We start from the raw sequence: 19,574 nt of genomic DNA, 5'->3' as shown, positions 1-19,574 counted from the left end.
CGGGCCACGCTGCGGCGCAGCACCTGCCTGCAATTGTGATGGCCTGGCGATCCGGTCACACCGCAGTCAGCAGTGCGTCGTCCAGTTCCTTGAGAAGTTTGTGCTTCGGGCGGGCGCCGACGACGGACCAGATGAGTTCGCCGCGGTGGAACAGGGCGAGGGTCGGCAGCGCCATCACCCGGTAGCGGGCGGAGATCGCCGGGTTCTCGTCGGAGTTCAGCTTCACCACGGTCAGCTGGTCGTTGCGCTCGGCACCGATCTGCGCGAGCACCGGCGCGATCTGGTGGCACGGCGGGCACCACTCCGCCCAGAAGTCCACCAGCACAGGCTTCTCGGACTTCAGCACCACCTCGTCGAAGGTGGCCTCGTCGACAGTTCGCAGGTCGCTCATAGTTGTCTCGTCCTCCAGTTCTCGGCATCGGTCAGGAGGTCGGTCAACCGGGCCCGCAGGTCGGTCAGCTCGGCGATCCGCCGGTCCACCTCGGCGATCCGGGTCCGGTACGCCTCCAGCGACGCCGGGCACACATCCGCCCGGCCGTTCCCGGCGCGCAGGCACTCGATGAACGGGTACGTCTGCTCCGCGGTCAGCCCGAGGCTCAGCAACGCCTTCACCTCGCGCACCACGACCACATCGTGCGCGTCGTACGTGCGGTACCCGTTGGCCTCGCGCCGTGGCTTGAGCAGCCCCTGCGACTCGTAGTACCGCACCGCCTTGACCGTCACACCCGCCTCGGCCGCCAGATCACTGATCCGCATCCCGCCTCCTTCACCCCGACGCTAAACCCTGCCCTCAGGGTCAAGGTCAAGCCAGCCTAGCCCCGCCGGGTCCGTGGTCACGGCGAGTGTCGGCGGCTGGTCGTTCCCCGGTCATCGAATCGTGGCGATTGGTCGGCACCCGGTTCGCCGAGTCGTGGAATGTGGTGGTTCTGCTCAGCCGATTTTCACGACTCGACGGCGTACGCCGGGCGGTGATGGGTGCTGAGTCGGGTCAGGGGGTGTTTTCGGTGACCCATTCGCCGAGGACCTTGGCGCTGGCGTCCACGAGGGCCGGCCAGTCCAGGGCTGCGGCATCGGCCGAGTCCGAGACGTGTTTCACCACGCGGACCGGTACGCCGTACGCGCGGCACGCGTACACCACGCCGTACGCCTCCATGTCGACGAGATGCGCCCGCTCGGCGAGCCGTGCCCGTACGGCGGGATCGGTCACGAAGACATCGCCCGACGCCAGGACCGTCCCGTCACCGCCCTCGACCGGCAACTCGTCCTGCGGATCCAGCCCGATCGCCCGGACGGCGTCGGCGTTCACGTCGTGGTTGATGACGGTGCTCGGCAGGAACAACCCCGACAACCCGTCCCGCAACGCCCCGGTCGTCCCGACGTTGAGCACCACCAGATCGGACGTGTCCCGCTCCCCCAACGCCCGGCTCACCGCCACAGCCGCCGCCGTCTTCCCCACCCCGGTCACCACCACCGGCACGCCGGAAGGCACATACCGAGCCTCCCCCGCCACCGCACTCACCACCAGGTACTCAGTCACACAGACCCCTTGGCAACGACCCACTCCACCGATTGCCCCGTCACCTTGCCGATCCGGTCGTAGTCCTCGTCGTAATGGAGAACAGTGAGGCCGGCCAGTTCTGCCGTCGCCGCGATGATGAGATCAGGCAGCTTGAACCCACGATGTTGACTTTTCTGAGCCAGCAGGCGATGCACCTCCAGAGCGCGATCCATGACCTTCGTATCGACATCCGCCCAGCGTTGCTGCTGCAAGTCGTCCCACATCCGCTCATACGTTCGCGGATCGGGTGCATTGTTCAGGCATTCGAGCAACGTCAGCTGACAGAAGGCGATCCGGCCCTCGAGCAGCAGAGTGTCGAAGCGCTGCTTGACCGACGCGTGCCGGCCACGGAGGACGACGACCGACGTGTCCGCCAGGTAGGCGGCACCGGCCATCATGCGGTGCGCGCCTCCCGTGCATCCTGCTCGAGGCGCGACAGGTCACGACCACCGCCGTACCGCCATGCTTCCGCAGAGGCCGAGACATCGAGCTCAACCTCGTCGAGGGTCGCGATCAGATCCCGCGCCCGCTTACGCCGGGCGAACTCGTGCAGGGCGGCGTTGATTGTGTCGACCTTGCTGTCGGTGCCAAGCTCGGCGCGGGCAGCATCCAGCCACTCGTCGTTCACGTCCACCGAGATGCGGGTCATGCATCTCAACGTACACCACGATTCTCCCCGCGTAGACACCAGGAAGAAGGGCTGGACTGCACCAGACCGGAGGTCTGTGTGGTGCGAATCAGCTGACGGAGACGGTGGGTTCGCCGGATTCGGTGGGTTCCATGGTCTCGGCGATGCGCATCGCTTCTTCGATCAGGGTCTCGACGATGGCGGACTCGGGGACGGTCTTGATGACCTCGCCCTTCACGAAGATCTGGCCCTTGCCGTTGCCGGACGCCACACCGAGGTCGGCCTCGCGGGCCTCGCCGGGGCCGTTGACGACGCAGCCCATGACCGCGACGCGCAGCGGCACCTCCATGCCCTCGAGGCCGGCGGTGACCTGCTCGGCGAGCGTGTACACGTCGACCTGGGCGCGACCGCAGGACGGGCAGGAGACGATCTCGAGCTTCCGCTCACGCAGGTTCAGCGACTGCAGGATCTGCAGGCCGACCTTGACCTCCTCGACCGGCGGCGCGGACAGCGAAACCCGGATCGTGTCACCGATGCCCTTCGACAGCAGCGCACCGAACGCGACCGACGACTTGATCGTGCCCTGGAACGCCGGCCCGGCCTCGGTGACACCGAGGTGCAGCGGCCAGTCGCCGCGCTCGGCGAGCATCTCGTACGCCTGCACCATCACGACCGGGTCGTTGTGCTTGACCGAGATCTTGAAGTCGTGGAAGTCGTGCTCCTCGAACAGCGACGCCTCCCAGACGGCCGACTCGACGAGCGCCTCGGGCGTCGCCTTGCCGTACTTCTCCAGCAGCCGCTTGTCCAACGAGCCGGCGTTCACGCCGATGCGCAGCGACGTACCGTGGTCCTTCGCGGCCTGGGCGATGTCCTTGACCCGGTCGTCGAACTTCTTGATGTTGCCCGGGTTCACCCGGACCGCGGCGCAGCCGGCCTCGATCGCGGCGAACACGTAGTTCGGCTGGAAGTGGATGTCGGCGATCACCGGGATCTGCGAGTGCTGCGCGATCTCCTTCAGCGCGTCGGCGTCCTCCTGGCGCGGGCACGCAACGCGGACGATGTCGCAGCCGGCGGCGGTCAGCTCGGCGATCTGCTGCAGCGTCTTGTTGACGTCGTTCGTCGGCGTGGTGGTCATCGACTGCACCGACACCGGTGCGTCACCGCCGACCAGCACGCTGCCGACCTTGATCTGGCGGGTCTTGCGCCGTGGCGCGAGGGTCGGCGGCGGCAGCGCGGGCATGCCCAGGTTGATGCTCATGATTCCTTTGATTCGTTGGGTGGATCAGCCGTTGAACAGCTTGATGGGGTTGACGATGTCGGCGATGACGAGCAGCACACCCATCACCACGATCACGCTGGCCGCGACGTAGGCGATCGGCAGCAGCTTGGCCACGTCGACGTACCCGGGGTCCGGCCGGCCGAACAGCTTGGCGAAGCCGCGCCGGATGCCTTCCCAGATCGCGCCGATCATGTGACCGCCGTCCAGCGGCAGCAGCGGGATGAAGTTGAACAGCGCGAGGAACAGGTTCAGCGAGGCGAGCAGCATCACCAGGCTGGCGCCCTTGGCACCGACATCCAGGTCGCTGGAGGCGATCTCACCCGCCACCCGGCTGGCGCCGACGACGCTCATCGGGCTGTCCTGGTCGCGCTGACCGCCGGCGATCGACTTCGCGACGCCGACCAGCTTCTCTGGGAACCGGCCCAGCGCCTGCACGGTGGCGACGGTGTAGGTGCCCATCTGGTCGAACGCGTACCCGACGCTCTGCCGCTCGAGCTTGTTCTCCGGCGAGACGCCGAGGAAGCCGACCGAGACGAACTTGTCCGAACCCGGCGTGTCCTGGACCTGGTTGATGATCGTGGTGGTGCGCAGCGTCTTCTGCTCACCGTTGCGCTCGACAACGATCGTCGCGGCCTGGTCGGTGTTCGCGCGGATCAGCGGGGTCAGTTGGTCCCAGCTGGTGATCTCGGTGCCGTTGAACGACACGATCCGGTCGCCGATCTGGAACCCGGCCTGCTTGGCCGGCGAGACCTTGTCGCCGTCCTGGCACTTCCGGTCCGGCGTCGCCTGGTCGGCGGGGATCACGCAGTCGGTCACGGTGGCGATGGTGGTCTGCGGCACGCGAGCGCCGTACAGCGTGAAGAGGCCGGTGAAGAGCACCGCCGCGATCAGCACGTTGACCAGCGGGCCGGAGGCCATCACGATCAGCTTCTTCCACCACACCTTCTGGTAGAAGAGCCGGCCGTTGTCCTCGGGCGAGATCGTCTCGTACTCCGCGGAGCGCGCGTTCTCGACCATCGACTGGATCGGCCCGGTGTTGGCCTTGCGCACCTTCGTCGGGTCCTGGCCCTTGGCGGGCGGCATCATGCCGATGATCCGGACGAAACCGCCGGCCGGGATCGCCTTGATGCCGTACTCGGTCTCGCCGCGCTTGGTGGACCACAGCGTCCGCCCGAAGCCCACGAAGAACTGCGTGACCTTCATCCCGAACGCCTTGGCCGGGAGCATGTGCCCGAGCTCGTGCAGCGCCACGGAGATCAGCACCCCGGCCACGAACAGCACGATGCCGAGGACGGTGAGAAGCACGCTCATACCTGCTGGGTCTCCTGTACTCCGGTGATCTCCCGGGCCCGCTGCCGGGCCCACGCGTCCGCTGCGAGCACGTCGTCGACGGACAGTTCCTCATACGAGGGTACGTCGTGATCGGTCACGACCCGGGCCACTGTGTCGACGATCGCCAGGAACGGCAGCCGGCCGTCCCGGAACGCCTGCACACAGACCTCGTTCGCCGCGTTGAACACCGCCGGCGCGGTACCGCCGCGGGTCCCCGCCTCGCGGGCCAGCGCGACCGACGGAAACGCTGCGTGATCGACCGGCTCGAACGTCCAGGTGCTCGCCTCGGCCCAGTCCCACGGCGGCGACGCGTCCGGTATCCGGTCGGGCCAGCCCAGCGCGAGCGCAATCGGCACCGTCATCGTCGGTACGCCGACCTGCGCGATCGTGGAGCCGTCGTGGAACTCCACCATCGAGTGGATCGCCTGCTGCCGGTGCACGACCACGTCGATCCGGTCCATCGGGATGCCGAACAGCAGCTGCGCCTCGATCAGCTCGAGGCCCTTGTTCACCAGCGTCGCGGAGTTGATCGTGACGACCGGGCCCATGGCGAAGTTCGGGTGGTCGAGGGCCTGCTCGACCGTGACCTGCGCCAGTTCGCTGCGCGGTTTGCCGAGGAACGGCCCGCCGCTCGCCGTCAGCAGCAGCTTGCGCACCTCGTCCGCCGAACCGCCGCGCAGGCACTGCGCGATCGCGCTGTGCTCGGAGTCGACCGCCACGATCTGCCCCGGCTTGGCGCGACGCGTCACGATCGGCCCGCCGATCACGAGCGACTCCTTGTTCGCGAGTGCGAGGGTGTTACCGGCGTCCAGCGCGGCCAGGGTCGCGTGCAGTCCGACGGAGCCGTTGATGCCGTTGAGGACTACGTCACACCGCATTGTGGCCAGCTCACTCGACGCGTCCGGACCGGTGACGATCTTCGGGATCCGGAACTCGCCCTGCGCGTACCCCTTGCGCTGCGCCTCGGCGTAGAACGCGAGCTGCAGGTCCTGCGCGACTGTGGCCTTCGCCACGGCAACGACCTCGACACCGAACTCGAGCGCCTGCTCCGCCAGCAGCGCCACGTTGTCACCGCCCGCGGACAGCGCCAGGACGCGGAAACGGTCCCGGTTCCGTCCGATCAGCTCGAGCGCCTGGGTACCGATCGAGCCGGTCGAGCCGAGGATGACGACGCTACGCGGGTTCACGGCGCCATTGTTCCAGGTCAGGGCGTCAGGCCCGACCCGGGTCACTCGCTGCGAGTCCGGCGTGACAGCTCAGGACATCAGCAGCGTGAACGGGACGGCTCCGAGCCGGATCTCGTCGCCGTGGCCGACCATCGCGGTCTCGATCGTCTTGCCGTTCAACCGGGTGCCGTTGGTCGACCCGAGGTCCCGCAGCTCGTAGGCGGCCGCGTCGATGCGCAGCAGCTCGGCGTGGTGCCGGCTGATCTCCTGACGGTCGAGGATCAGGTCACAGTCCGGTGCCCGCCCGATCCGGACCAGGTCCAGCAGCGGTACGACGTCACCGCTCCCACCGAGCAGTGCGGCGTGCGGACCGGTCTCCAGCGCCGCCGCGACCTCCGCCACCCCGGCGGTCCGGATCGACAGCGAGACGATCAGGTCGTCGCCCTTGTCCACATGCAGGTTGTGCTGTGCGGCGTACCCCTGCAGCAGGTCGCCGTACTCGTCGATGACGACGACAGAGACGTGGTAGTACCCCGGCGGCAGCTGCGCGTACGTCGCCTCGCCGAGAGAGGTTGTCAGTACTACCGCGTCGTACTCGCGGTGACTCACGTCGGTGATCGTGACAATGACCGCGTTGTGCGCGGACAGGTGCGCCTCGGCGCCGGAGTCGCCGGGGGTGAACTCCACTGTGATCATCGGAGCGGGCCGGATCTCGTCCAGCCCGACCAGCCGGCCAATCGTCGTGACCGTGCCCTCGGGCACCGTCAGCGGGACGTACTGGCCGTGCGACCGCACCAGCAGGTCGAGCCGCGGCCGGGCGCATCCGTTGCGGCGCGCCAGCAGATACGCGCCGACGAGGCCCTTGCCGAAGATGAACGCCACATCTCCGACAACGGCCCGTACGAATCCGCTGACTGGTTCCATCGGCACCCCCAGTGCTCCCCAATGCTCCAGTATCCAGGAACTGCGACGTGGGTACGGCGATCCTCGGTGTGCCGCGTACCGTTGCCGCGTGACTTCTGTGCTCATCATCGAGAATGATCGGGACAGCGGCCCGGGACGCCTCCTGGACTGGCTGGACGCCCGGAACCTGTCCCCGGTCGTGGTCCGCGCCTGGGACGGCGAACCCGTACCCGCGACCGTCGACGGGCATGCGGCGCTGATCCTGCTCGGCGGCGGGATGCTGCCGGACGAAGACGAGCGGTCGCCGTGGTTGCCGGCCGAGCGGGCACTGCTGCGCGACGCCCACGGGCGGGTGCCGGTGCTCGGGATCTGCCTTGGCGGGCAGCTGCTCGCGCACACCTTCGGCGGTGCGGTGCAGGGCAAGTACGGGCAGCCGGAGAAGGGTGTGACGCCGTTGACCGTGCTGCCCGCGGCCGCGGACGACGTACTGCTCGCCGGGCTGCCCACCACGGTGCACGCGATCGAGAGCCACCAGGACCAGATCACCCGCCTGCCGGACGACGCCGTACTGCTGATGTCCAGTGACCGCTGCACCAACCAGATGCTGCGGATCGGCCAGAGCTGGGGTCTGCAGTTTCATCCGGAGGTAGAAGCAGAGCGGGTACGGCGCTGGGAGCCGGAGCGACTGCGCGCGCTCGGATTCGACCCGGAGACCGTGGTGGCGGGCGCGGAACAGTACGCCGTCGAGCTGGAGAAGACCTGGTCGGGCGTCGTCGGTAGGTTCTTGTCGCTCATCGGCTGAGCCGCCGTCAGTGAATGGCGCTACCTTTGGCAGCATGAGCCTGCAGCAGCCGCCCGAGCACCGGGCTTCCGACAACGACCGTGAGCGCGCCGCAGCTGTGGTCCAGGAGGCTCATACCGACGGCCGGCTGGACTTCGAGGAGCTGGACGAGCGGCTGACCCAGATCTACTCGGCGAAGACCCAGCTGGAGCTCCGCAACGCCACCGCGGACCTGATGCCGGTCGCGCACGGCAGCGCGAAGGACCTGACGCTGCGCGCGCGGCACAGCGCGCAGAAGCGTGAGGGCGCATGGGTCGTCCCCGAGCAGATGAAGGCGATCGCGGAACACTCCTCGGTGAAGCTCGACTTCACCGACGCCGTCGTGCACTGGTCCGACATCTACGTCGACGCGCACGCCATCCACAGCTCGGTCGTGATGGTGATCCCGGAAGGCTGGACCGTCGACATCGACCAGGTCGAGACCGTCCACAGCAGCGCAAAGAACAAGGCTGTCGCCCCGCGCCCCGGCGGCGTCCGGCTCCACGTCACCGGCAAGGCGCACCACGCCAGCGTCGTCGTCCGCCATCCCCGCAAACGCCACTGGTGGTGGCCCTGGTACCGCAAGTGAGCCGCTGCACAGCCTGTTCGGGGGGCGAGCGGCTAGCGTGAGCACATGACCGGTTCGTTGGATTTGGTGGACGTCGACTCCTTGCTGACGACGGAGGAGGTTGACGTCCGGGCGGCCGCGCGGCGGTTCGCGGACGAGCGGTTGCGGCCTTCGTTGCCGGAGTGGTTCGAAACGGCCTCGATTCCGGCGCGCGAGCTGGCCAACGAGCTGGGTGCGCTCGGGTTCCTCGGGATGCACCTGACCGGGTACGGCTGCGCCGGTCTCGGACCGGTCGCCTACGGGCTGGCGTGCCTCGAGATCGAGGCAGCCGACTCGGGTATGCGCTCGCTGGTGTCCGTGCAGGGCTCGCTGGCGATGTACGCGATCTGGAAGTACGGCAGCGAAGAACAGAAGAACGAGTGGCTCCCCCGGATGTCCGCGGGCGAGGCGATCGGCTGCTTCGGCCTGACCGAACCCGACTTCGGATCGAACCCGGCCGGGATGCGTACCAACGCCCGCCGCGACGGCGGCGACTGGATCCTCAACGGTTCGAAGATGTGGATCACCAACGGCTCGGTGGCCGACGTCGCGGTGGTCTGGGCGCGCACCGACGACGGCGTCCGCGGCTTCGTCGTACCGACGTCCACGCCTGGTTTCTCGGCGCCGGAGATCAAGCAGAAGCTGTCGCTGCGCGCCTCGGTGACGTCCGAGCTGGTGCTCGACGACGTCCGGCTGCCGGCTTCGGCGATGTTGCCCGAGGCCCGTGGTTTGTCCGGCCCGCTCGGCTGCCTGAACGAGGCCCGGTTCGGCATCATCTTCGGCGCGATGGGCGCGGCGCGCGATTGCCTCGAGACCGCAGTCACGTACGCGGGTGAGCGGATCGTCTTCGACAAGCCGCTGTCGGCGTACCAGTTGACGCAGGCGAAGCTGGCCGACATGGCGGTCGAGCTGAACAAGGGCATCCTGCTCGCCGTCCATCTCGGCCGGCTGAAGGAGCAGGGCACGCTGCGCCCCGAGCAGGTCTCGGTCGGCAAACTGAACAACGTCCGCGAGGCGATCGCGATCGCCCGCGAATGCCGCACGATCCTGGCCGCGAACGGCACCAGCGGCGAGTACCCGATCATGCGGCACGCCAACAACCTCGAGTCCGTACTGACCTACGAAGGCACCTCCGAGGTGCATCAACTCGTCATCGGCCAGGCGCTCACCGGGCAATCGGCGTTCCGCTGACGCATATCCTGCCTCCGTTCTGGGCACGGGGAGTGAGATCGACTACTCCGCGTACGGAAGGAGCAGCTCTATGCGCATCGGGGCCGGTATCGCACTCATCGTGATCGGCGCCGTCATCGCGTTCGCCGTCCGGGACACGTCCGACGCGCTCAATCTGACCGCCCTCGGGATCATCATCATGCTCGGCGGCGCGGCCGGCATCTGGTTGTCCTACCACCTCGCCAACCGCCGACCGCGCGGCACGGCGGAGGTCATCGACCCGGCGGTCGAGAAGCAGTACCGCACCGCGCCGCCACGCCGCGTGGCCGACGAGCCGATCGACGTCACGCCGGCGCACCTGAAGGACAAGCAGCCGTAAAACCTTGGTGCGACAAAGCGGCAGTTACACCGTAGGGTGGCTAAGCTGCCGCCCGTGAATGCGCAGGCCGGTGCGGTAGCGGCTGTCTCTGTCGTCGCAGTACTCGCCGCGGCCGGTGTGATCGCCGCTCGGCAGTTCCGCGACGCCGACGAGGTGCTGGTGGCCCGTACGTCGACAGTTCGCACCGCGACACCCACCCCGACCCCGACGCGCGCGCCGCGGCCGACGTCCAGCCCGACGCTGACCAGCCCGACGCGAACGACGCCGACGCGCACGGTCGACCCGACGCAGAAGCTGCTCGCGGAGAAGTTGCGGATCGTCGCCCAGAACCCGCTCTACCGGGTCGGCCGGCTGCCCGCGTCACGCTGCAAGGAGCCGTCGGTCCGGCCGACCTCGGTCGCCAACGTCCGCAAGTACTACGCCCAGTCGATCGCCTGCCTGGACAAGACCTGGAAGCCGGTGATCGTGAAGGCCGGTTTCACCTTCCAGTCGCCGCGGCTCGAGGTCTTCACCGGCAAGCTCCGTACTTCGTGCGACGTGCAGGACTCCGCGGCGTACTGCGGCAACGGCGTGATCTCGATGAACGCGACGTACGACATGGACAACTACCGCAAGTACGACCGGCTCTGGACCCGTACCACGATGGCCCATCTGATCGCGCACGAGTATGCGCACCACATCCAGCGTCTCGTCGGTATCAGCGCTGCCTCCTGGACGCGTACGACGTACCTCAACGGCGTGGATGCCACGCTGCAGGAAAGCCGCCGCGTCGAGCTGCAGGCGTCCTGCCTCAGCGGCGCGTACCTCGGTGCGGACCGCAGCTACTTCCCGGTCAGCGGCGCGTGGCGAACGCGGTACCTGTGGACCATCCGGAACCGCGGCGACGAGTGGGGCACCAAGCGCGACCACGGCAGCGCCAAGAACCACAGCCGCTGGACTCGCCGGGGCTTCGACGCCGGGTCGGCATCGGCCTGCAACACCTTCACGGCATCGGCAGGCACCGTTTCCTAGAGGTACTTCAGCAAGTAGTCGCAGGGATCGCTGTGCGTTCGTACGACGGTGCCGTCCGCGTCCTGCTCCGTCCAATGGTCGATGACGCGCGGACCTGACCACGGCTCGTAGCCCAGCCGTTCGTAGCGGATGCGCGCCGGGTCGTTGTCGAGGCCGACGCCGAGTCCGATCGCCGGCCGGTTCCACTCGTGGGCGGCGATTTCCTCGGCCGTGCGGATGATCGCCGTACCGATGCCTTGGCGCTGGACGTAGGCGTGCAGCGCGTTGATCTCGGCGGGATCGGCGTCGGCGCGCACCTCGGCGTACTTCGAGTGCCGCAGCAGCACCGTCTGCCCGACGATCTCACCGTCGCGGCGTGCGACCAGGTAGACGCCCTCGCCGGATTGTTGGATGTCCCAACGGGCCCGGATGTGGTGTTGCGCGGCCGGCGCGTGCGGGAGCGCGCCGATCATCCGGTCGACGTCGGTTCGGGTGGCGGGCTCGACAAGGACGGTCTGCATCTCCACGACTCGGCTCGGATAGGTGGGTGGGGCTACTTGGCGACCTCGGTCGCGCGGGACTCGCGCACGACGGTCACCCGGATCTGGCCCGGGTACGTGAGCTCCTCCTCGACCTGCTTCGCGATGTCGCGCGCCATCACCTGCGCGGCGATGTCGTCGACCGCGTCCGGCAGCACCATCACGCGGATCTCGCGACCGGCCTGCATCGCGAACACTTTCTCCACGCCGTCGTGCTGCATCGCGATCTCCTCGAGTCGCTCGAGCCGCTGCACGTACGCCTCCAGCGACTCGCGCCGCGCACCGGGCCGGCCGCCGCTCACCGCGTCCGCGGCCTGGGTCAGGACGGCCTCGACGGTGCGCACCTCAACCTCGTTGTGGTGCGCCTCGATGCAGTGCACGACGTCGTCGGCCTCGCCGTACTTGCGCGCCAGCTCCGCACCGACGATCGCATGACTGCCCTCGGACTCGTGCGTGAGCGCCTTGCCGATGTCGTGCAGGAACGCGCCGCGCTTGCACAGCTTCGGATCCAGTCCGAGCTCGGCCGCCATCATGCCCGCGATGTGCGCGGACTCGACCAGGTGCTTGAGCACGTTCTGCCCGTACGACGTCCGGTACCGCAGCAGGCCCATCGTGCGGACGAGCTCCGGGTGCAGGTCCGTGATCCCGACCTCGGCCATCGCGTCCTCGGCGGCCCGCTCACACAGCTCCGCGACCTCGCCCTTGCTGCGCTCGTAGATCTCCTCGATCCGGCTCGGATGAATCCGGCCGTCCAGCACCAGCGAGTCCAGCGTCAGCCGTGCGGTCTCCCGACGGACCGGGTCGAAGCACGACAGCAGCACGGCCTCCGGGGTGTCGTCGATGATCAGGTTGACGCCGGTGGTCTGCTCGAACGAGCGGATGTTGCGGCCCTCACGGCCGATGATCCGGCCCTTCATGTCGTCACTCGGCAGATGCACGACCGACACGACCGACTCGCTGGTCTGCTCCGACGCCAGCCGCTGCACCGCGCCGGTGATGATCTTGCGCGCCTTCACCTCGCCCTCGTCCAGCGCCTGCCGCTCGATCTCGCGGACGATCGTGTGCGCGTGCCGCTTGGCCTCGTCCTCGATCGACGCCACCAATTCGGCGCGCGCCTGCTCGGTCGTCAGGTTCGCGACCCCTTCGAGGATGCGGCGGCGCTCGTCCTCGAGGTCCTTGATCTCCTGCTTGCGCTGCTCCAGCTCGGCCAGCTGCGCGGCGAGCTCGGCCTGGCGCGCCTCGAACGCGCGGTGCTGCTCGTCGAGCCGCTCCTCGCGTTCGGTGAGGCGGTGCTCACGGCGCTCCATCTCGAGGCGCTGCTCACGCAGATCGTCGCGGATCGACTGGGCCTCCGCCTCGGCTTCCCGCCGTACCTCCGACGCGCGCTGCTCCGCGTCCCGCCGTACCTCCGACGCCCGGTCTTCTGCCTCCCGGCGAATCTCCTCGGCACGGCGCTCGGCCGCCTCGGCCCGGGTCCGCAGTACGGCGGCGTCCTCCTCGGCCTGGCGGTGTACCCGCTCGGCCGCGGCCTCCGCCCCCGCGACGAGCTGCGCGGCCTCCTCACGCTCGAGTTGGGTATCGGCGGCTTTCCGGCGGGAGAGGTTCAGGCCGATCCAGGCCAGCAGTCCGGCGATCAGCAATCCGATCAGGGCCAGGCCAACGGACATCGCAGTCATCGGCGTCTCCCCTCTCCGTCGAGTCCACGCGGGACTGTGGCCATCGGTCGAAGGGATCAGCCACTCGGCCGCTCGGCCGCCGGCCGTTGGTAAGGCATCACCAGGGTACGGCGGTACGCGGCGCCGCCTCGGCGGAGACGGTACCGGTGCTGCCTGCGCCGGCGGTGCCTGCGGTGAATCGGCGTACTGCCCGGCTCCGAGGCTTGTTTCCCGTTGCCTTGCCGGTCCCGAAAACCTGCTGTCTCGAACGCCTGCTGTCTCGAACGCTGTGGTTCTGAATGCGTTTGTCCGGACGCTGTTGTTCTTGGCGTGGTGGTGCTTCTCGACTCAGATTTTCTTGACCTGGTTTTCGGATCCGTTCAACTGATGCCTGATCACCGTGCGTCGCCGTCGAATACCTCGGAGACCACGATGGCTCCGCCGCTCGCCCACCCGGCTCACGCCGTGCGGATGATGCCTGCGGTGCCGCCTGTCCCGACGGCGCGCCGTCGGCCTTCCTTCAGCTCGGTCGAGCGTGGTTGCGTTCTCCCGGCCAACCGTTTCACCGGCCCGCCGTTCCTTATGTCTGTCACCAAACGGTGGATTTCGTCCCTTCCTGATGCCGAGGCTAAGCGCGCCCCACCACCCGGTCAAGGCGGACACTCGTCCGCCCGATCACGGATCTCGTCCCGGACCAGCGAGCCGGCTGGTCTGTTCATCAGTGGGCTTGTTCGGTTCAGCCCGCGACGAAGTCACGGACGACCCCGACCAACGCGACGAGCAGTCCGCCGACTCCCAGCAACAGACTCCAGCGATCGCCAGCGGGCCGCGCAGCCTTCGACGTCGAAGCACGCCCGGGCGCCGGCTCCGGCTCAGCCCGCACCGCCACAACTCCGTCGTACCAGTCCCGGGGCCACATGAACGTCGGCAGACCGACGAAGCCCTGCCCCCTGACGAGCTTGGGGAGGCCACGTTTGTACCCCACGTGGAGTTCGCAAGTCCCGAACGTCCCCCGCGCGAGCTTGCCGCACGGCCGGTGCTTGGTCGTCTCGACCCGGCAACGCACCTCCCGCAGTACGGCGACGTACAGCAGGAGGATGCCCAGCACGATGGCCGTCGCCGACCACTGCTGCACGGAGGCGGCGAGCCCGGCCGCTGCGGCCAGCACCAGCCCCCACGACTTGAAGTGCGCAGACCTCCGCCGCCTCGAGCGCCCCATGCCATCCTCCCGAACGGTGACAGCATAGAGTCAGGCAATCACTAACCGCGACCAGCGTCGGCGCGCCTCCTTGACATCGACAGGCAAGTCGGTCCGGGCTACCTATCCGCGTGTCCGCACAGGAGCCCGCGTAAGGCGCGCAGGCTCTCACGCACGCTTGTCGAGCCGGAGGGGCCTACTGAAGTGCTGGGCCGCCGCGTGGACCGGCAGGGAGTGCCTACCCACCCGATCGGCATGCGGCGGGCGGGGTGACGGCGAGCCGACCAGGCGGCTACCTGCCGCTGCGGCCGGAGTCGGGGGCAGCGTCCGGCCCGTCGGCCGCGTCTGCTGTTGAGCGCTCGGCCGCCGATCCAGTGGTGGGTGCCCCGGATGTGTCCGCCTCGGAGGTGCCGGCCGCGCCCGCGGTGCCGCCAGCCGCAGTGCTGCTCGACTGCGGCGCGGAGGACTCGGTGGGATCCGCAGTGGCCGAGCCCGTGGCGTCGTCAGAGCTCTTGTCGACGTAGTCGCCGACCTTGCGCTGGACCGAGTCGACCTTCTCCGCGTACTTCCCGCCGGTCTGCTTGTCGATCAGATCGCCGGCCTTTTCGACACCGGCCTTGATCTTGTCCGGGTTCTGCTTGACGACATTCCGGAGCCAGTTCTTCGCCTGTTCCTGAAAATCGTTCATTGCACCCTCCGCGTTGTGTGGGGCGGATCGACGAAAATCACAGCCTACGGACCAGCCCAAAAACAGGTCCTACTTCGGATAACACACCGTCACGCCGCACCCGTCAACGCCACTCGCCGCGCCGCACGTCCCGAACTCACATCACCGTCCGTAACATCTCACCGCGCGTGACCATGTCTTTCCGACCGATGCGACCCCACGACTCCCGCAACAGAACGCCAGAACCCGGCCGACCGGCCCTGCCCTCCGCCTGCGGGCCTGCGCCTTCTGCCCGCTGCCTTCTTGCCCGCTGCCTTCTTGCCCGCCGCCTTCTTGCCCGCGGCCTTCCGCCCGCTGCCTTCTTGCCCGCTGCCCTTCTGCCCGCTGCCTTCTGCGCCTCGCGGAGGTCCGTAGCTATTCGGACCTCAGATGCGCCTGAGCGACCTCCGCCGGCGCGTAGACCAGCCACGCGTCGAGCAACGCCTCCTCCAGTACGTCCGCCGACACCCGATCCAGCTGAACCAGCACAGCGGCGTACCCGTCGAAATGCGGAATTGTGAAGAACCCGTCGCCCGCCCGCGCTGCGAGCACGGCCTCCTTCTCGGCGAGGTCCTCGACCGCGAGCGCCAAAATCGGCCCGTCCGGCGGCGTCTCGTCCCCGTACCGCTTCACGTCAGCCTTGCTGAACGGCCGCTCCCACGCGTACGCCTTGCCCCCGACCGTCCAGGACCGCATCCCGTACCGAGAGGTCTCCTCGGTCTCCGGCAACCTCGAAATCAACCGCTCGACATCACCCAGGCTCGCCATACCGCCGACGCTACTCCCCCTCGGTGCCGCATCCGGCCCACAACCACGGCCCCACACGCAAACCCGGCCTTCACGGAGAAGCCGCCGCGCGCCCCGCGTGCGGTGGACGGTCCGCGGCCTTACTGAGGACCTGGCGTCGGTGCCCGCGGATCCCGGCCTTATCGTTCTCGGCTGGCGGCGGACCGCGTCGCGCACGAACGGAAGGGTGTGAGATGCGATCCGCTTGGGACTTGCACGAGAACGGCAGGAACGTCCGTGAGGGTGCGATCGTCAAGCCCGGCGAGCGGCTGAGCTGGCCCCGGACGATCGGCTTCGGCGGCCAGCATGTGGTGGCGATGTTCGGCGCCACGTTCCTGGTGCCGCTGCTGACCGGGTTCCCGCCGACCACGACGCTGTTCTTCTCCGGTCTCGGCACGCTGCTGTTCCTCCTCATCACCCGCAACCGGCTGCCCAGCTACCTCGGCTCGTCGTTCGCATTCATCGCACCGATCGGTGCGGCGATGGGCGGCGGCGGGATGGGGCCGGCGCTCTTCGGGATCATGGTCACCGGTGCGCTGCTGGCGCTGGTCGGCGTGATCGTGATGGTCACCGGCACCGGGTGGATCGAGGCGCTGATGCCGCCGGTGGTCACCGGTGCCATCGTCGCGCTGATCGGTCTCAACCTGGCCGGTGCCGCCACCAACAACGTGGTCGGCGGTAACCCGGCCAAGCCCGACAACCACTCGGTCCTGGTCGCCGCGATCACGCTGGGCACCGTCCTGATCGTGTCCGTCGCCTTCCGCGGCCTGGTCGCCCGGCTCTCGATCCTCGTCGGAGTCGTCGTCGGTTACGTCGCTGCGCTCATCACCGGCCAGGTCGACACCTCCGGGTTCAAAGCGGCGGCCTGGTTCGGTCTCCCCGATTTCGCCACGCCCGATGTCACCTGGTCGGTGGTACCGATGTTCCTGCCGGTCGTCCTCGTCCTCGTCGCCGAGAACGTCGGCCACGTCCGCAGCGTCGCCCACCTCGCCGACGACGACACCATCAACCGCGAGACCGGGCGCGCCCTGTTCGCCGACGGCCTCGCCACCACCATCGCGGGCGGTTTCGGCGGCTCGGCGACCACGACGTACGGCGAGAACATCGGCGTGATGACGGCCACCCGAGTCTTCTCCACGGCCGCCTACTGGGTCGCCGGTGTGGTTGCGATTCTGTTGTCGCTGTCACCGAAATTCGGTGCCCTGCTGAACACGGTCCCGGCCGGCGTACTCGGCGGGATCACGATCGCGCTTTACGGTCTCATCGGCCTGATCGGCATCCGGATCTGGCTGGACAACCGCGTCAACTTCGCCGATCCGGTCAACCAGTTCACCGCCGCCGTCGCCCTGATCATCGGTATCGGCAACCTCACCCTGACCTTCGGCGACCTCACCTTCACCGGCATCGCGTTGGGCACCATCGCCGCAGTCGTGATCTACCACGGGATGACCGCACTGGCCCGCCTACGCCGCTAGTCAGTACTTGCTCCGGTCGGTGGGTACCGGCGAGAGCGCCGTGCCACTGCCGAGCATCTCGACGAGCTCGGTTGCCTTGTCGAGGGACAGGAAGCCGTCACCCTCGCCGGAGCCGATGACGACACCACCGTTGTCGAGTTTCTCGACGTACTTGTCCATCCCACCCGGCAGCGCCTGCGCTCTTCCCTCGGAGAGGTACGTCAGGCACCCGAGCTTCGGGCCGGGGCTGCCCACGGGCTGTACCTCGGTCATCGCGCGCTGGAAGGATCTCGGCGCCACCGCCGCCCAGTCCGGATCCCACGCCGAAACCAACTGTCGCAGGATCACGCCCGCCACGTCGACACCGTCACGCCACTTCAGGACGACGGAGTTCCGCACATTCGGGGAGTCGGAGAATCCGCCCACGCTCATCGTGATCGACGCATCCCCCGTCTTCTCTCCGCGGCCCTGGTACGACTGGGTGACCCCGAGATGCGGAGCGTCGGTATTGCCATCGAACGCATCCGCGAGCATCTGCAGAGCATGCACAGGCTCGGCGATCGGCTTGCCTGGCGGGCGCGACGACGACCACCGCAAGGTCTCCCCGATCGCGCCGTCCAGGCCCCACAGGAATCCCACCAACCGATCGGCGAGCGGCTCCGCCGACTCCTGTCGCGGCCCCCAGAAGCCGCGCGCCATCAACTCTTCGTTCCCGTATCCCGATGGCATCGGACCAACGTATCCCGAACAGGGAGCCTCCCCCGCTGCTCAGCCAACCGCGGCGGCAACGCCGCGCTCGCGGATCGTTCCGCGTCAGCGAGATCCAGGACGCGTCCAACCCGGGTGCCCGCACATCCGCGCATACGTCGAGCGACCCAGGCACCGACCCGACCGACCTACCCGTAGCGCCGACGGCGAACCTCTACTCGGGGCCCAAACCGGAGTCGTCGATGAGGGGGAACTCGTCGTGGCCCGCATCGAGTTCTTGTGTGACGACGCTCATGGCAAGCCCACCCGGGTATCCCTTGCGCGCCAGCATTCCGAGCAGGCGTCGCATCGCCACCTGCCGGTCCAGTGAGCGCATCGACCGCAGCTTTCGCCGGACCAGTTCCCGCGCCGTCGCCTCTTCTTGGTCGGAATCGAGTTCCTCGAGCGCGTCGCGCGCCAACTGATCGTCGACGCCGCGCCGCCGCAACTCCTGCGCCAAGGCCCGCTTGCCCAGCCCGCGCCCGCGATGCCGCGACTCCACCCACGCCTCGGCGAACGCGGCATCGTTGATGAGCCCGACCTCGGTGAACCGATCCAGCACCTCATCGGCCACTTCATCCGGAATGTCGCGCTCGGCCAGCACATCGGCCAGCTCCGCCCTCGTCCGCGGCTGCCCGGTCAGCTTGTCCAGCAAAATCGTCCGAGCCACCGAGTGCGGATCCGCCGGCGGTCCATCCTGCTCGGGATCACCCGTCCCGTTCGGCTCGTCACCCGCGGGCCGCTTCTTGCGTCGCCCGAATCCCCCGCCCGAACGCCGCCGAGCCGCCGCCCGCCGCTCCGCGCTACTACCGCCCCGTCCAGCGGTCTCCCGCGCAGCGGCCGCGTCTTCCTCCTCGCCGTCAGCCGCGCGACGTGGTTCCGCACGACCTGCTGCAGCAGCGCCTGCGCGGAGCTGGTTCGAATCACCGCTGCGATTGGAACCCGTACGACGTCGTTGCGAAGCGACTGCCGCACGCGCCGACTCTGCTCCCGCTTCGGCCGTCAGCCCATCCGCCGCTGGCTGTTCGTCTGGCTGTTCGTCGGACTCATCGCTCAAGTCTGCCCACGGATCGAAGCTCGCCGATGTGTCGCGCGGGGCGGCAGTGCTCCGCAGTTGCGTTACCGGCTGCGTCCGCCCCCCGCCCATGGCCTCGGAGCTCTCGGGGAGAGCCAGGTCCCGGCGAGTGTCGGGCCAGTCCGGCGTATTGCGCGGAGATCGGTCACGAGGCGATACTGGAGTGTCCGCTGCAAAGGCGCGTGCTTCGGCCAAGCGAGCCTCGGCCTGCGCATCGCGCGCCGCCGCGGCCTCCGCGTCGTCGTCACCCCACGGATCGATCGGGTCCGCGTTCGTGCGACGCGACGAAGTCCCGCCCCTGGACTCACCGAACGCCGTACTGGGCAACTCGTCCCACGGATCAATGGGGTCTGCGTTCGCGCTAAGGCGCGAGCCGCGTGCGGCGGACTCGGCGGATGGCGTGGTGGGTTGGTCGTCCCACGGATCAATGGGATCTGCGTTCGCGCTAAGGCGCGAGCCGCGTGCGGCGGACTCGGCGGATGGCGCGGTGGGTTGGTCGTCCCACGGATCAATGGGATCTGCGTTCGCGCTAAGGCGCGAGCCGCGTGCGGCGGACTCGGCGGATGGCGCGGTGGGTTGGTC

The 19,574-nt window shown here is 68.5% G+C and carries 22 protein-coding genes; 6 read left to right on the top strand and 16 right to left on the bottom strand.

Translation table 11 applies throughout. From position 1 onward, the window contains the following. Nucleotides 1–55: 55 nt before the first annotated feature. From trxA to AB0B82_RS29340, 9 genes are all read right to left on the bottom strand, one after another. Nucleotides 56–391, bottom strand: coding sequence for a thioredoxin (gene trxA, locus AB0B82_RS29380; protein ID WP_360175592.1), 336 nt, complete (start codon nt 389–391; stop codon nt 56–58). Then, nucleotides 388–756 carry a MerR family transcriptional regulator gene (locus AB0B82_RS29375; protein WP_360175589.1) on the bottom strand — a complete coding sequence of 123 codons (369 nt, stop codon included), beginning with the start codon at nt 754–756 and terminating at the stop codon, nt 388–390. The genes trxA and AB0B82_RS29375 overlap by 4 nt, the downstream gene beginning before the upstream one ends. Nucleotides 757–988: 232 nt before the next feature. Beyond that, nucleotides 989–1,537: a nucleosidase gene (locus AB0B82_RS29370; RefSeq protein ID WP_360175586.1), complete on the bottom strand. Its 549-nt coding sequence runs from the start codon at nt 1,535–1,537 to the stop codon at nt 989–991. Next, nucleotides 1,534–1,956 (bottom strand): PIN domain nuclease, encoded by a 423-nt coding sequence (locus tag AB0B82_RS29365; RefSeq protein ID WP_360175583.1) that lies wholly within the window; start codon nt 1,954–1,956, stop codon nt 1,534–1,536. The genes AB0B82_RS29370 and AB0B82_RS29365 overlap by 4 nt, the downstream gene beginning before the upstream one ends. After that, nucleotides 1,953–2,207 carry a DUF2191 domain-containing protein gene (locus tag AB0B82_RS29360; RefSeq protein WP_360175580.1) on the bottom strand — a complete coding sequence of 85 codons (255 nt, stop codon included), beginning with the start codon at nt 2,205–2,207 and terminating at the stop codon, nt 1,953–1,955. Before AB0B82_RS29360 ends, AB0B82_RS29365 begins: the two co-directional genes overlap by 4 nt. A gap of 88 nt (nt 2,208–2,295) precedes the next feature. Then, on the bottom strand, nt 2,296–3,444 hold the full coding sequence (gene ispG / locus AB0B82_RS29355) for a flavodoxin-dependent (E)-4-hydroxy-3-methylbut-2-enyl-diphosphate synthase (RefSeq protein ID WP_360175577.1): 1,149 nt from the start codon (nt 3,442–3,444) through the stop codon (nt 2,296–2,298). Between the two features lie 24 nt (nt 3,445–3,468). Beyond that, a complete protein-coding gene (locus AB0B82_RS29350) occupies nt 3,469–4,776 on the bottom strand; it encodes an RIP metalloprotease (protein WP_360175574.1) in 1,308 nt (435 codons plus the stop codon). Next, nucleotides 4,773–5,984, bottom strand: a complete 1,212-nt coding sequence (gene dxr / locus AB0B82_RS29345) for a 1-deoxy-D-xylulose-5-phosphate reductoisomerase (protein WP_360175571.1) — start codon at nt 5,982–5,984, stop codon at nt 4,773–4,775. The genes AB0B82_RS29350 and dxr overlap by 4 nt, the downstream gene beginning before the upstream one ends. Nucleotides 5,985–6,053: 69 nt before the next feature. After that, nucleotides 6,054–6,887, bottom strand: coding sequence for an FHA domain-containing protein (locus AB0B82_RS29340; RefSeq protein ID WP_360175625.1), 834 nt, complete (start codon nt 6,885–6,887; stop codon nt 6,054–6,056). 88 nt (nt 6,888–6,975) lie between these two features. Here AB0B82_RS29340 and AB0B82_RS29335 point away from each other — a divergent pair, with 88 nt between their 5' ends. The 5 genes from AB0B82_RS29335 (at nt 6,976) to AB0B82_RS29315 (ending at nt 10,853) form a co-directional block, all read left to right on the top strand. Then, nucleotides 6,976–7,668 carry a type 1 glutamine amidotransferase gene (locus AB0B82_RS29335; RefSeq protein ID WP_360175568.1) on the top strand — a complete coding sequence of 231 codons (693 nt, stop codon included), beginning with the start codon at nt 6,976–6,978 and terminating at the stop codon, nt 7,666–7,668. A 34-nt stretch (nt 7,669–7,702) separates the two neighbouring features. Then, nucleotides 7,703–8,275 (top strand): DUF1707 domain-containing protein, encoded by a 573-nt coding sequence (locus AB0B82_RS29330; protein WP_360175565.1) that lies wholly within the window; start codon nt 7,703–7,705, stop codon nt 8,273–8,275. Between the two features lie 45 nt (nt 8,276–8,320). Further along, complete coding sequence (locus tag AB0B82_RS29325) at nt 8,321–9,484, top strand: acyl-CoA dehydrogenase family protein (RefSeq protein ID WP_360175562.1); 1,164 nt, start codon at nt 8,321–8,323, stop codon at nt 9,482–9,484. 70 nt (nt 9,485–9,554) lie between these two features. Then, on the top strand, nt 9,555–9,842 hold the full coding sequence (locus AB0B82_RS29320) for a DUF6458 family protein (RefSeq protein ID WP_360175559.1): 288 nt from the start codon (nt 9,555–9,557) through the stop codon (nt 9,840–9,842). 54 nt (nt 9,843–9,896) lie between these two features. Then, nucleotides 9,897–10,853 carry a neutral zinc metallopeptidase gene (locus AB0B82_RS29315; RefSeq protein WP_360175557.1) on the top strand — a complete coding sequence of 319 codons (957 nt, stop codon included), beginning with the start codon at nt 9,897–9,899 and terminating at the stop codon, nt 10,851–10,853. Here the strand turns inward: AB0B82_RS29315 and AB0B82_RS29310 are convergent. The 5 genes from AB0B82_RS29310 to AB0B82_RS29290 all read right to left on the bottom strand — a co-directional run bounded on the left by AB0B82_RS29310 (nt 10,850) and on the right by AB0B82_RS29290 (nt 15,698). After that, on the bottom strand, nt 10,850–11,353 hold the full coding sequence (locus tag AB0B82_RS29310; RefSeq protein WP_360175554.1) for a GNAT family N-acetyltransferase: 504 nt from the start codon (nt 11,351–11,353) through the stop codon (nt 10,850–10,852). The two genes, AB0B82_RS29315 and AB0B82_RS29310, sit on opposite strands and share 4 nt — an antisense overlap. Nucleotides 11,354–11,385: 32 nt before the next feature. Further along, nucleotides 11,386–13,047, bottom strand: coding sequence for a ribonuclease Y (gene rny, locus AB0B82_RS29305; protein ID WP_360175551.1), 1,662 nt, complete (start codon nt 13,045–13,047; stop codon nt 11,386–11,388). 715 nt (nt 13,048–13,762) lie between these two features. After that, nucleotides 13,763–14,245, bottom strand: coding sequence for a hypothetical protein (locus AB0B82_RS29300; RefSeq protein WP_360175548.1), 483 nt, complete (start codon nt 14,243–14,245; stop codon nt 13,763–13,765). 271 nt (nt 14,246–14,516) lie between these two features. Next, nucleotides 14,517–14,912, bottom strand: coding sequence for an antitoxin (locus AB0B82_RS29295; RefSeq protein WP_360175545.1), 396 nt, complete (start codon nt 14,910–14,912; stop codon nt 14,517–14,519). Between the two features lie 393 nt (nt 14,913–15,305). Beyond that, entirely contained in the window at nt 15,306–15,698 is a 393-nt protein-coding gene (locus AB0B82_RS29290) for a hypothetical protein (protein ID WP_360175542.1), read from the bottom strand. A gap of 212 nt (nt 15,699–15,910) precedes the next feature. Between AB0B82_RS29290 and AB0B82_RS29285 the strand changes: the two genes are divergently transcribed. Continuing rightward, entirely contained in the window at nt 15,911–17,191 is a 1,281-nt protein-coding gene (locus AB0B82_RS29285) for a solute carrier family 23 protein (RefSeq protein ID WP_360175539.1), read from the top strand. Here the strand turns inward: AB0B82_RS29285 and AB0B82_RS29280 are convergent, their stop codons facing one another. Together AB0B82_RS29280 and AB0B82_RS29275 are read right to left on the bottom strand one after the other, a co-directional pair. Beyond that, nucleotides 17,192–17,899 carry an Imm52 family immunity protein gene (locus AB0B82_RS29280; protein ID WP_360175536.1) on the bottom strand — a complete coding sequence of 236 codons (708 nt, stop codon included), beginning with the start codon at nt 17,897–17,899 and terminating at the stop codon, nt 17,192–17,194. It abuts the gene before it with no gap. 193 nt (nt 17,900–18,092) lie between these two features. Continuing rightward, the gene (locus AB0B82_RS29275) at nt 18,093–18,572 is read right to left on the bottom strand and encodes a regulatory protein RecX (protein ID WP_360175533.1); all 480 of its coding nucleotides are present in this window, start codon (nt 18,570–18,572) and stop codon (nt 18,093–18,095) included. Between the last annotated feature and the right edge of the window lie 1,002 nt (nt 18,573–19,574).

Origin of the sequence: Kribbella sp. NPDC048915, assembly GCF_040649595.1 — a bacterium.
Taxonomy (GTDB): domain Bacteria; phylum Actinomycetota; class Actinomycetes; order Propionibacteriales; family Kribbellaceae; genus Kribbella.
Note: the sequence above shows the minus strand (reverse complement) of the source record. Positions and strands in the feature narration are given on the sequence as shown.